This window comes from Shewanella sp. 30m-14 (assembly GCF_052977125.1).
The window spans coordinates 15232-27362 of sequence record NZ_JBRILW010000019.1 but is presented as its reverse complement, the minus strand read 5'-3'; the positions used below and the strand labels follow the sequence as shown (position 1 = coordinate 27362).

The following is a 12131-nucleotide window of genomic DNA, read 5'->3' as shown; positions in this document are numbered from 1 at the left end:
ACAGTTTGTAACTTATCATGGTGTAGTCATCAATTTGTGCGGTTGAACAGTTTGTAAATTGAATTATTTTTGATATAACTTGGCATCAAACCTCGTTTTGAAGGGGTTTTTGGGGCAAATAGATAATCATAATAATGAAAGTTGAGGCACAGGTTGCGCGCAAGTAAATTTTCTTTTTCAAATATGTCTAAAAACCGTTTCTCGGGGCTATCTGTTTTACATCGGAAAGTCCTTTTAGGTTCGGTATTGGTGATTGGCGCTGCCACATTAATACCAAGCAATCATGAGCTATTGCCTCAGCGCATTCCGGTTCAGCTCGATATCGAGTCGATTCTTTCTCAAAACGTGGCTCTGCCTAGTAGCGAGTTGTTAGAACCAGCACCGGCATTCCAAAAAGAGATCGTTAAAGGCGATACACTAAGTGGCTTGTTTGAGCAGGGCGGCGTGGATCAACAAACCATGTACCGTGTACTAGAAGCGGACTTAAATGTATTGGCGTTAGATACGTTAATGCCTGGTAACAACATTCAGTTTTGGTTAAATGACGCCGGTGAACTGCAAAAACTAAGTCTTTATTTTAATGCCGCGAGGCAGGTGATTTTTACCCGTTTCGATGACGGTTCATTTAACGTTGACGAAATTAATATCGAAGGTATTTGGCGAGATCGCGCCATCTCAGGCCAGATCCATGGCTCATTTTATGTTTCAGCCAAAAAAATGGGACTCAATGCCGCAGAGATCCAACGTGTCGAATCCTTGCTAAAAGAGAAGCTCAACTTCGCCCGCGATCTTCGCGCTGGTGATAAGTTCTCAGTATTGATGAACGATCAGTTTATCGACGGAGAAGCTACGGGTAATAGCCATGTTTTGGGTGTGACCATCGATAGAGGCTCTAGCAGTATTAATGCCTATCAGCATACCGACGGTAACTTTTATGATGAACAAGGCCAAAGTTTAGCGCGTGCATTTCAGCGTATTCCTCTGGCTAAAAATTATCGTATAAGTTCTCGATTCAACCCTCATCGTCACCACCCAGTCACGGGCAGAAATTCACCACACAACGGGACTGATTTTGCGCTACCCATAGGGACTAAAATCGTCGCACCAGGAGATGGCATTGTATCTTTGGTTACCGATCATCGATTTGCAGGTAAATACGTGGTGATAGACCACGGCAATAAGTACCGTACCCGCTATTTACACTTATCAAAGGCACTGGTGCATAAAGGTCAGCGCGTGTCACGGGGCCAGGTTATCGCACTATCAGGGAATACAGGGCGAGTAACCGGCCCGCATTTGCATTACGAGTTCCATATCAATGGTCGTCCGGTGGACTCAATGAAAGCTAAGATCCCGATGGCAAGCAAACTGTCTTCTAAAGAGATGAGCGAATTTAGCCATATTGTGAATATAAGAAAGATGATGATGGGTATTGCTTAAACTCAACCCGTGTCAGATTAAGCCCTGTAAAGTAAGCTTCTAAAACTAAAACTAAAAGTATAAAAGCCATCTTAGGATGGCTTTTATACTTTTAAGTCTAAGCTAAAGCATTTTGGGTGAAAGCTATTCACCACGGCGAATATGGCGAAGCCATGTGCTAATAAGCGAGAGCTAGGGATAGCGAACTGGCCGTTAAACACGGATGTTATTGGGACACAGAGGCCACAAAGAAAGGCTAACGCTCAAGCCATTGGAGTCCGTTATCTCTACCTTCGTGTTCTTCGTGTTCTTCGTGTAAGCGCAGCGTTTCGTGGTGTAGATATACCCATTTTTTCGTAGTCATTACTCAGTAGTCATTTAAGCTTGAGACTGAGGCACATTGCTGTGCTGTTTTTCAAAATACTTTTGCATTACCACTGATTGCAGCGCCCCAAATGCACTCGACGTCGCCCAGTATAAGCCCAAGGCTGAAGGAGCTGTAACCAAAACAGCAACACTGACCATTGCCGGGATAAGCAAAAACAAAGTATTCGCTTGTTCTGCACTGCCAGGCATCATAAGCATAGATAAATAGGTTAATGCTCCTACAAGCATTGCTAATGCGATATCTGGCTTAGCGATATTAGAAATCCATGCGAATTTACTGCTAAAAATAGCCTTTTGAAGTACCTGAAACATTCCAAATCCGAATATAGCTTGGCTGGAAACATTAGCGACAAGGGTTTTGCTAACAAATTTTATATCGTGCTTTCGATATAGCGCCATTGTTTGTTTCGCCATTTCGTCTGGCTTATCTTTATAAACCGACTTTAGCTTATCTAACTCAGGCTTTATTGCTGCCATCATCTTTTTATTTTTATAGCTATTAATCATTGCAGAACAACTGAGTGGACTGAATAGTAAACGCACGACAAGCGTAAGCAGAATGATTGCAACACCTTGGCTTACGCCTACCTCCGTTGTTAGAAAGCCAATTGCCTGTACTAGCAAGTCGGTAAAATTTGTCCAAAGTTCCATGATATCCCTCTATCCCTAGTTGACTGTATTTTATACTAGGGGGTTTGGACATATTATGTCAATGGCGTTAATTAAATTATCAGGGTCATTAGTGCCTAAGCTCACCATAGTTCCATCGTTAAGCTTTAATTCGATGGCAGTTAGACCTGAAATATTGTACAACCAACCCGTTGAAATTAAACGGATACCAAATCCGTAATACCATTTAGTCTTTATTTTTCTTACCGATGCTATCTCTGAAAGCTCTAACGACTTTTGCCAAAACTTTGGACCAAAAAACCAATAGATTCTGGCCCCATCAACTTTTATCGTCAAAGATGAGAAAAGAAGGGCTATGACACCAACAATGATAAATGCAAACCAGATTGATTCCTCTGGTTTACTATATGATGCAAATATTAATACTCCTGTTACTAACCCCATAATAGTGAGTATTGTAAACCCTAATTGTGTATTTTTATAAATCACACTGAACTCCTTTAGCTGATAACATCCCTCTAAATAAGTGAACCAATTGCTGGTGCAGCAAATGGTATGACAGCCTTGGTAAATCTGAATTTAGCAGCTTGTTATATTTATTGTCGACCAATAATTATTGGTGCTAAAAAAGACACAAAGAAAGTTAACAGCTCGTAGTAAGCTCACATGTCACTACTTCTGTGGGGCGTTATGAAGCCCCTTTGACCGCTCTGCGCATTAACCCACTCATTTGTTGGTGAGCACAAACGTTATGAATAGAGCTCTAACTCGTTAGTGGACAAAAGTCAGTTGGAGCTTGCAGCTCGACTAGCCCTTACAGCGATATCAAACTTCGTTTGATTACAAAGCCCCAAAAGACTCGATATATTTTGGTTAAGAGTGGCATCCAACAAAAGTGGTTCCAATGGCCTGCGGCCAGCGCATGTGCAGACACTTCTGAGACTCGCTGCAAGCACGTCCATGTGAGCTCAACGAAAACATCCATGTTTTCGACGGTCTCAGCTGTATCTACACCGAGTTGGAACAGCATAATCTTTAATGTTTAGAGTTACGGCTAAAGCTCTAGCTCGTTTTTGGACAACAATCATTGCGAGTCAGAGCTCTTAACGTAGTCCGTGAAATTAAGAAATGGATGCTTACACCGGCTAACGGTATCTGTTGATGAGACCTCAAATGCACTGGTTACTGGCAACATCTTTAGTCTGAATGTGATGGCTATTAGTTTTTCTGCTTTCGGGGGAGACCAGAGTGATCTTTTAGTTGTGTACAGCAACAAAGGAGATATTATTCGATTGTCATTAATTAAATGGTACAGGACATGTTTTCCTTTTTTAAGAAAGACTTAGCAAAGTTAGTTAAGCGCAACCATAACTCCGAGTTCGCCTTTGTTGATGCCTACAATGATTTAGGTATTTTTATTGACGAAAACCCTAAGCCAACCCCAGAGGTATTCATGGCCTACTGTTATGCTCGGCGCAATTGTGCTGCTGCATTCTACCTACAGGGCATTTGGGAGTATGATCAATTCCAATACACCCAAAATATGTTTAAAGCAGGCCAACTAAATTGCGGTAAGAAAGGTTTAACAAAGGAGTTCCAAGAACAAGCTGCTACACAATCTGTTGAGTACCTAAGGAAATACGTACCACAATGGCAAAGTCTGCAATTGTCGATTTGTACCTCACTTGTAATTGATAGAGCTGTTAACCCAGTAATCACACACTACGAACATGCCAGTGACGACGAACTGAAAGGTGCAGTGTTCATGGCTACAACTGGTATTTTAACGCGCTTTGAGCCTGATTTTAACCTCAAAGATGAAGTTGAAGAAGACTATGAAGTTGAAAATGTTGAAGAAGTCGAAGCACTAACCAAGTATCAGAAAATTGACGCGCACCGCGAGTTTTTCTTGAGTATTGACAAGTCCAATGAAAAGAAGACTTTAGTAGCAAATATTGATTTCAACGAAATGATTCTAGGCGAAGCAAACGATATTTGGTCCGCCCGTGTTTTGTGTAGCGAGGAAGAATCCACGCTCGTTCATCAGAAGGTACAAGAGATTGAAGAAAGCATCCCCAATGTATTCGTAACTTGTATAATGCTTCGTAACAAAGAGGGTAGCCCCATTGGTCAATATACAATTTCATCGACGTAAGATGAGCGTGGTTCCTGATTCAGTGGCTTTATAACATTCCGATGAATACTGCAGTGGTCAGCAATTATTGGCTACTGCATTCTAAGTCGTTTATGAAAGCCCAAGACATTAGACAAGATATGGCACTATTGGATGTTATCCAGCGCATCAGCTTCTCTCGCTAACGAATAATGGGGCAAAAGCGTGTTTCAAGTTGGCCTAGTCAATGCCCGGAAATGGCACAGAATCACCGCCTTTAGCAACTAAATCTCTACTACGTTCTACCCCTGATAGTGATAGAATCTCCGCATCAGAATTACCGAGAAACTCTATGTATATCCATCATGTTAACGGCATCGACTGGCTAGTGATTACAGCTTTTGAAGAACTGAAAACTTTATTTATCGAAGAAGCCGGTACGCTCCCCTTTTGCTTCTCTACCGCCAGCGAATTGAACCTGATTGATCAAGCCAAGCGCACTTATGGATATTTGCCTACACTCAGCGGCGTAATCACCGATACCGGCACGTTTCAAAGCCAGGATAACGAAGAAGATTTGAACCCACAGCTTGCCTGCCTAGTTGAGGGGCGTGGTCGGGTATTTATCTATCACGGCGGCGTTGTGGCTTTTGTGGATGACGAGCAAACCTTTATTACCCAAATGGACTGAAAATGATTCAGTAAGTTGAAATCGGCGAATTGGCATCCCTAGCCGGTCATCCGCAAGCGTTTCGCCTTTTAACAGGGTGCAGGATCCTAGCTTCAATAAGAAAAGCAATGTTGCGGTTAACTGGTGAGCTGTATCCCTAGCAAGCAAAGTGGCATTTCCGTGTTAGACAACAAACCGCTATACGGCCCAAATGAAGGCACCAATTATCCGTGTAGATACAGCTGCGGGCTTCGATGACAGGGTGAGAGATAACGAAGTTATCAAGCTTTCGAACGAGAGGCTGGATGCCGAACTGGCCTTTAAACATGGATGTTGTTTGTCATCGCAGAGCGTACAGGGATTGTACTTGCAGCGAGCCTCAGCAGTATCTGCACATAAGGTCGTTTCTTCACATCTGACCCATAGGGATATGGGAAATGTCATTATGATGTAGGGAACATCATTGACCATGCGATCACGACATTCGGACGTCCTGTCCAGCGCCCGCTGCAGGCGATTGATAACCGCTAAATTACCTGTTCAAAGGAGCTACTTAGTAACGCCAACACAAAAATGTAATCAGCCTTCATTCGAAGGGCATATCTAGGCTTGCTTACGTTGCTGGACTTTAATCGCACATAAGCAGGCTTTGCCGCGAAGTGCAGGACAACTTTTACAGGGCTTGCTCTTATGGGGGCGATACAAGTGTGCTTGAGTAACAGCTTGCTGGTGGGTATTTAGCTTGGGCAGCATGGACGCAATAAGCAATTCATCATTGGCTGGCGTGAGCTTAGTGTAAACGGCGAATTTGCTAATACTTGTTTCAATGCGCTTAAGTTTTAGCTGGTACTTGATGATTTTTAAGCGTGCTTTACAAAGCTTTGCGGCACGTTTTTTTAGCGAGATCTCGCTGTCTTTAAGCTTTGAGTAATGGCTGAGCTTTAGCTGATATTTAGCCAGTTTTCGGCGACATTTCTGCTGTTTGTTGATTAAATTATCACTCATTCTCGTCTCTCATCACGGTTCGCCAAACTATTCGAAATGTTTAAGCACTTGATTAACTAGAGTGTAATTGAATTTTGATTAAATGAAAATCATTATCGTTAACGATTTTCATTTAGTTTCACGCTATGTGGATGTGTGCCATTAAGTGTAGGGGTTTTGCTTCGCGTCGATTAAGGTGAGTAGCAATCTTAGTTCAAACTCAAGTTGGTGATAGTCGCCGTCCATATGGCAGCAAAGCTGATAAAAGGCTTTGTTATGATCTTTCTCTTTTAAATGGGCAAGCTCATGTACAACAACCATTCGCAGTAAGCCTTCTGGTACTTTTTTAAGCCGAGAAGAGATGCGAATTTCATTCTTAGCTTTTATTTTTGCCCCTTGTTTACGAGCGACGTAAGAATGTAATCCTAGGGCTTGATGACTTAGGGAGATTTTATCATCGAAGATAACTTTCGATAAGGGCTGAGATTTACGCAGATATTGGTTCTTAATCGCAATAGTATAGTCATACAGGGCTTTGTCAGTGCGTACCGAGTGGATCGCTGGATGACGTTTAAGGAGGAACTCACCGAGTTTATCTTGAGCGAGTAATTGGCCTACTTGAGCTTGGATTTCGCTTGAGTAACCTGCGAGGTAAGTTAGTTTTTGCATGCTTTACTTATATTCGAGGACGAGACTGTGGAGATAAAAAAAAGGGCGCTCTGAGTGCGCCCATTAGGATTGACTTCGATAGTGCTTATTCTTCGTCAGTCTTGTAAATCGTCATATTATGGAATGCATAAGCTGCTTCAAATGCACTCTTTTGGAAACGCTTAAGCTCAAGGCCTTCGAAATCTACCTGAGGTGGATTGCGTTTTAACTGCTCTTTGATAGCAACAGGTGACACTAATGTCACGTTGACTGGCAGTATTTGAATAAGGGCTTCTAATTTAAAGCTAGTTACGCTGCCAGCGCCTTTGCCTTTTTGCTCACGTTCGATAATGACGATTTCATCGACTTTGTAGTCTTCAATCAACTTACCAAAAGCAAAGTGAAAATCACGCATGGTTTCAGCATTTTCTGAGTTTGAAATCGCGAACGACTTTTGACGGCAATCCGGCACGTTATACGTTTCGCCTTCATAACTTAATAAACTGATGATGGCTTCGCCACCTTTTAACTCTACGCCACAAACTCTCATGATAAACCTTAAAAAAACAATATTGGGCATATTGTAGCGCTATTTATCGAAACGGTCAGCGTTTTAATGAGGTTTATGCTGCGATTAAATGACTTTTAGTCACTCTAGTGGTCTCAGAATTGCGAACAGAATGTGCTTTGCTGAAAACAGTTATTTTAAACGTGATGTTGAAGGGCGGGATTGACTATGTTGGATCAAAAAAGCCGCAGTGATAATCATCGATGCGGCTTTTTTTAGCTTAAATGAATTGCGAACGGTTTAGCACCATCAGAGTGCTAAACATCAAGATAAGCAAATTTAGTCTTCAGGCGTATCTTGTAGCTTAGATTTTGGTTTTCTAAGCATTGGTGCATCGCCTATGTCTACGCCAGTGGCAAAACGTCTATCGCGATTAGCTGCAGCTTTGGCTGTCGACTTTCTCTTAGCTGTGGCGGCTTTCTTTTTCGCTGTTGCAGCAGGTTTTGCTTTAGACGTTTTTACTGCCTTAGCCTTTAAGCCACTGAACTTAGCTTTAAGGCCGTCAAGTTCGCTGAAGCTAAAGGTCTTATTTAGGAAGGTTTGTACTTGAGTAAAGTTAACCCAGTCTTTAGGTCCAACAAGCGAAATAGCATCACCTTTAGCGCCAGCACGGCCAGTACGGCCAATACGGTGAACATATTCTTCAGCAAACTTAGGCATATCAAAGTTAATCACTAATGATACGTTTAATAAATCCAGTCCACGAGATGCTACATCTGTCGTCACCAAAATTTGCTGCAAGCCACGGCTAAACTCATCCATGATTTGGTTACGCGCGTTTTGTTTTAGCTCGCCGCTTAACGATGCGGTTTTAAAACCTTCAGCCGCTAACTTTGTCGCTAAACGGTCAGTATCTTGTCTTGTGGCAGTAAAGATGATGATCTGCTTTTGCTGCTCTTCTTTTAGAATACGAGTCAAAATAGCTTCTTTATGATCTAAGTGATCACATAAGAAGATACGTTGAGTAATATCTTTGTGTTCTAAGTTACTGGCACCAATTGCGACATGCTCTGGGAACTTCAATAGCTCGTTGGCAATGTCGTTTACATCGCCGTGATCTAAGGTGGCAGAAAACATTAGGGTTTGACGGCGCTTATGGTCTGCCGCGTTGTTAATTTGCTTCAACTGCTCAGCAAAGCCCAGATCTAGCATGCGGTCAGCTTCATCTAAAATCAGCAGTTCAAGGCCGTTAAGGTGAAGATGATGTTGTTTTAGGTGGTCAGCTAAACGGCCTGGTGTTGCCACAACAAAATGTGGATCACGGGCTAAGGCTTTAGCTTGGTCATTAAAGTTCTCACCACCTAAGATTTTGGTTGCCTTGAACTGGGTATTGGCAACTAATAATCGCAGCTGGCTGTACACTTGAGTGGCAAGCTCTCGGGTCGGTAATAGAATGACCACGCGAGGATCACGTTTACTCAATGCTTTACACGAAATCAGTCTTTGCATCGCTGGCAACAAAAAGGCTAATGTTTTACCTGAGCCTGTTTTAGACGACGCCATTAAATCTTTGCCTGCAAGGGCGACAGGAATGGCTTGCTCCTGGATCTCTGTTGGGGTGTCAATGCCCATGTGCTTAAGACTTTGTAACAGACGTTGATCCAGTGCGAAATCGGTAAATTGCAAAGGTGTACTCCTTAAATGATACGACCGCACATTATAACCTACAGATTTACCAATGCGCTACGAATACCCGTCAACTTTGTTCTTCAAGTGGAGAGATTTCTGCTAAAATGCTTAGCCTTCTAGGAATAACCTTCGTCTAGTGTCGCCGATTAACCATTTTCTCAGTTGACTATACGATGGGTGTTATCTAGTACAAATTGATTAAGTACTTATCTAGCTTGACGTAAATTTTAGTGACGTCGAGTGATGTTTACAAGTTGATAGCAGGCGCTTTGGCATTGAGTTGAAGCGTCTAGTTTCAAGCTGACCTATGGAGTTATTTTAACGTGTCTACAAACAAACAATCAGTACGAATAGGTTTAGCGTTAGGTAGCGGAGCTGCAAAAGGTTGGGCGCATATTGGTGTACTTAACGGTCTAGCCAAAATGGGGATCTATCCCGATAAAATTGCAGGCTGCTCAATTGGAGCCTTAGTTGGCGCAGCTTACGCCAATGACCATTTAGAAGAGCTTGAGAGCTGGGTGCGCAGTTTTAGCAGCTGGGATGTACTTGGGCTGATGGATATCAGTTGGGGCCGTGGTGGTCTTATTGGTGGCGAGCGTGTGTTTGATGTGTTGCAGCAGCGCATTGGCGACCTGCAAATTGAAGACTTAAAAAAGCCGTTTGCTGCCGTTGCAACTGACCTTTATTCTGGTCAAGAAATTTGGTTTAGAGAAGGGGACTTAAGGCATGCCGTTCGAGCATCTTGTTCTATGCCGGGTATTTTGCCTCCTGTTAAAGTTGGCGAACGTTGGTTAGTCGATGGTGCTGTTGTTAACCCCGTGCCCGTTTCGGTGAGCCGCGCGATGGGCGTAGATCTCGTTATTGCAGTCGATCTGCATGGGCTTCGCCGTGGTCGTATGCAAGTTTTACCCATTAATATGAAAAGCAATAAGCCGACAGTGGAAGAAGAGCAAGAGGCGGAGCAGCATCAAGATAAAGGCTTTACCGATCTGTTAGCTCGTGGGCGTGGTTATATCTCCGGCTTAACCGATAAGTTTTCATTAGGGAGTAAGGGCGGTGCAGCGCATAATCCTAACCCTGGTATGCTAGCAGTCATGCAGCAATCGATGGAAATTTTAGAAGGGCGTCATAAGCGAGCGCGTTTGATGGGCGATCCACCGGATATCTGTATCGTGCCAGATATGGGCAACATAGGCACCATGGAGTTCCATCGAGCGGAAGAAGCGATTGCTGCTGGTGAAGCTGCTGTCGAAAAGGTGGCCCATTTGATTGAAGCTGCTTTGGTACAGCACGGGGGCTAATAGCCTTTGGTGCTAAAGTAAAAGAAATAAAAAAGGCGCTGTTAGCGCCTTTTTTGTGACATTTTCATCAGTCTTTGTTCTCAGTTTTATTTCGCTTTATTGACCAAAAACGTTAAGCGAGTTTAACAACCATTTTTCCGCGATTTTTGCCTTCAAACAAGCCAATAAAGGCATCAGGCGCATTGTCTAAACCTTCATATATCGTTTGCTCAGCTTGCACCTTACCTTCTGCTAGCCATTTACCCATTTGCGCAGCGAAGTCGCCGTAGTGCTCCCAGTGCTCAAATACGATAAAACCTTCAATCTTTAGCTTCTTTATGATGATTTGCGCTAGGTTACTAGGTCCTGGTGTCGGCACTGTATCATTGTATTGGGCAATCATACCGCATACCGCAATTCGGCCATGATCTTTCATATGGTTAAGTGCTGCAAAGAGGTGCTCACCGCCCACATTTTCAAAATAGACGTCAATTCCTTCAGGTGCAGCCAGACCAAGAGCGGCATCTAAATCACCACAGGTTTTATAGTTAATGACAGCGTCAACACCTAAGCTTTTAAGGTACTGGGCTTTTTCATCTGAACCGACAGAGGCAACAACACGTGCGCCCATCAGTTTACCTATTTGCACCGCTACGCTGCCTACCGCGCCAGATGCAGCTGATACGAAGAGTGTTTCACCCTGTTTTAGCGCTGCAATACGATTAAGGCCCGTCCAAGCTGTCATACCAGGCATGCCTAAGACACCAAGAAAATGCGACTCACAAATAGGTGTATCAGGCAGGCGAGTTATCTCTGTGCCGTCGGTGATAAAATGGCTGCGCCAGCCAAACATGCTGTTAACTTTGCTGCCAACAGGAAAGTCAGGGTGTTGTGATTCAATGACCTCACCAATCGCTCCCCCTTCTAATGCTTTACCTAGCTCAAAAGGTGCAATATAGCTCTTTCTGTCAATCATGCGACCACGCATATAGGGGTCGACAGACATCCAAAGATTTTTCACCAGAAATTCACCAGGCTTAATAGCAGCTAGAGTGAGTTCTGCTTGGTTAAAGTTGTCAGTTGTTGGCATGCCTTCAGGGCGAGACTTAAGTTGAATGATTTGAGATTTCATATCTTTCCTTTATTTTTATTTGCGCGCAAAGTAATTGAATGCATCATAGTAAAGCTTTATACATTTTGCAAATGCTTTGCGCGCAAAATAATTGCTCGCAAATAAAAGTGGTGTAAGCTAGTTTTGACACCTGATGTGAGTTAAAATTAGTAAAATTTTGACTTGCCTAAGTGTAGTAGCAGTGACCAACAACGACTCAAACGACACGTCTAACAATTGTCTTTCTGATAACGTCTGCTTTGCGCTCTATACGGCTAACAACGCCTTAATGAGAGCTTACCGTCCGTTATTGGAGCAATATGAGCTGACATACCCACAATATTTAGTCATGCAGTCATTATGGCTACAAGACAGAGTAAGCTTGACGCTGGTATCACAATCGACCCGGCTCGATATGGGGACGTTGACCCCTATCGTTAAGCGACTTGAGACTAAAGGTTTTCTAAAGCGACTGGCTGATGAAACCGATGAGCGTAAAAAGGTGATAGCGTTAACCGATGCCGGTCATAGCCTTAAGCTTGAAGCCTTGGCACTCAAACAAACCTTGTTAGCAAAGGTTGATATGAACCCGGAGCAAGTTGAACAACTTAGAACGTTATGTTTGTCCTTAACCCAAGCGTTGACGCAAAAATGACCAGTTGATTTTCTAGTTAACAAGTCGGCACGTTAAA

12 protein-coding genes are annotated in these 12131 nt (G+C 43.1%); 5 read left to right on the top strand and 7 right to left on the bottom strand.

Annotated elements, in window-relative coordinates; all coding sequences use genetic code 11:
• Positions 1–153 precede the first annotated feature (153 nt).
• Positions 154–1440 carry a peptidoglycan DD-metalloendopeptidase family protein gene (locus ACVBIU_RS14285; protein WP_447164096.1) on the top strand — a complete coding sequence of 429 codons (1287 nt, stop codon included), beginning with the start codon at positions 154–156 and terminating at the stop codon, positions 1438–1440.
• A gap of 357 nt (positions 1441–1797) precedes the next feature.
• Here the strand turns inward: ACVBIU_RS14285 and ACVBIU_RS14280 are convergent, their stop codons facing one another.
• A complete protein-coding gene (locus ACVBIU_RS14280) occupies positions 1798–2457 on the bottom strand; it encodes a YidC/Oxa1 family membrane protein insertase (protein WP_447164095.1) in 660 nt (219 codons plus the stop codon).
• 30 nt (positions 2458–2487) lie between these two features.
• Positions 2488–2925, bottom strand: a complete 438-nt coding sequence (locus ACVBIU_RS14275; protein WP_447164094.1) for a hypothetical protein — start codon at positions 2923–2925, stop codon at positions 2488–2490.
• Between the two features lie 829 nt (positions 2926–3754).
• Between ACVBIU_RS14275 and ACVBIU_RS14270 the strand changes: the two genes are divergently transcribed.
• On the top strand, positions 3755–4591 hold the full coding sequence (locus tag ACVBIU_RS14270; RefSeq protein WP_447164093.1) for a hypothetical protein: 837 nt from the start codon (positions 3755–3757) through the stop codon (positions 4589–4591).
• A gap of 310 nt (positions 4592–4901) precedes the next feature.
• Positions 4902–5240 (top strand): cytosolic protein, encoded by a 339-nt coding sequence (locus tag ACVBIU_RS14265; protein WP_447161267.1) that lies wholly within the window; start codon positions 4902–4904, stop codon positions 5238–5240.
• Between the two features lie 582 nt (positions 5241–5822).
• Here the strand turns inward: ACVBIU_RS14265 and ACVBIU_RS14260 are convergent.
• The 4 genes from ACVBIU_RS14260 to ACVBIU_RS14245 all read right to left on the bottom strand — a co-directional run bounded on the left by ACVBIU_RS14260 (position 5823) and on the right by ACVBIU_RS14245 (position 9045).
• Entirely contained in the window at positions 5823–6224 is a 402-nt protein-coding gene (locus ACVBIU_RS14260; protein WP_447164092.1) for a hypothetical protein, read from the bottom strand.
• 141 nt (positions 6225–6365) lie between these two features.
• Complete coding sequence (locus ACVBIU_RS14255; RefSeq protein WP_447161269.1) at positions 6366–6872, bottom strand: M48 metallopeptidase family protein; 507 nt, start codon at positions 6870–6872, stop codon at positions 6366–6368.
• An 85-nt stretch (positions 6873–6957) separates the two neighbouring features.
• The gene (locus tag ACVBIU_RS14250) at positions 6958–7401 is read right to left on the bottom strand and encodes a DUF3010 family protein (RefSeq protein WP_447161301.1); all 444 of its coding nucleotides are present in this window, start codon (positions 7399–7401) and stop codon (positions 6958–6960) included.
• Positions 7402–7698: 297 nt separating this feature from the next.
• Positions 7699–9045, bottom strand: coding sequence for a DEAD/DEAH box helicase (locus ACVBIU_RS14245; protein ID WP_447161270.1), 1347 nt, complete (start codon positions 9043–9045; stop codon positions 7699–7701).
• 326 nt (positions 9046–9371) lie between these two features.
• On the opposite strand from ACVBIU_RS14245, the gene rssA reads away from it, so the two are divergent.
• Positions 9372–10349 (top strand): patatin-like phospholipase RssA, encoded by a 978-nt coding sequence (rssA, locus tag ACVBIU_RS14240; RefSeq protein WP_447164091.1) that lies wholly within the window; start codon positions 9372–9374, stop codon positions 10347–10349.
• A 112-nt stretch (positions 10350–10461) separates the two neighbouring features.
• On the opposite strand, the gene ACVBIU_RS14235 is transcribed toward rssA, so the two are convergent.
• Complete coding sequence (locus ACVBIU_RS14235; RefSeq protein ID WP_447161272.1) at positions 10462–11460, bottom strand: NADP-dependent oxidoreductase; 999 nt, start codon at positions 11458–11460, stop codon at positions 10462–10464.
• Between the two features lie 181 nt (positions 11461–11641).
• Here ACVBIU_RS14235 and ACVBIU_RS14230 point away from each other — a divergent pair, with 181 nt between their 5' ends.
• Positions 11642–12094 (top strand): MarR family winged helix-turn-helix transcriptional regulator, encoded by a 453-nt coding sequence (locus ACVBIU_RS14230; RefSeq protein WP_447164090.1) that lies wholly within the window; start codon positions 11642–11644, stop codon positions 12092–12094.
• Positions 12095–12131: the final 37 nt, after the last annotated feature.

Bases quoted from the DNA above. Each gene is read 5' to 3' on its own strand.
- ACVBIU_RS14250 (WP_447161301.1), bottom strand. From the start codon at position 7,401: ATGAGAGTTTGTGGCGTAGAGTTAAAAGGTGGCGAAGCCATCATCAGT.
- ACVBIU_RS14280 (WP_447164095.1), bottom strand. From the start codon at position 2,457: ATGGAACTTTGGACAAATTTTACCGACTTGCTAGTACAGGCAATTGGC.
- ACVBIU_RS14270 (WP_447164093.1), top strand. From the start codon at position 3,755: ATGTTTTCCTTTTTTAAGAAAGACTTAGCAAAGTTAGTTAAGCGCAAC.
- ACVBIU_RS14255 (WP_447161269.1), bottom strand. From the start codon at position 6,872: ATGCAAAAACTAACTTACCTCGCAGGTTACTCAAGCGAAATCCAAGCT.
- ACVBIU_RS14235 (WP_447161272.1), bottom strand. From the start codon at position 11,460: ATGAAATCTCAAATCATTCAACTTAAGTCTCGCCCTGAAGGCATGCCA.
- ACVBIU_RS14265 (WP_447161267.1), top strand. From the start codon at position 4,902: ATGTATATCCATCATGTTAACGGCATCGACTGGCTAGTGATTACAGCT.
- ACVBIU_RS14260 (WP_447164092.1), bottom strand. From the start codon at position 6,224: ATGAGTGATAATTTAATCAACAAACAGCAGAAATGTCGCCGAAAACTG.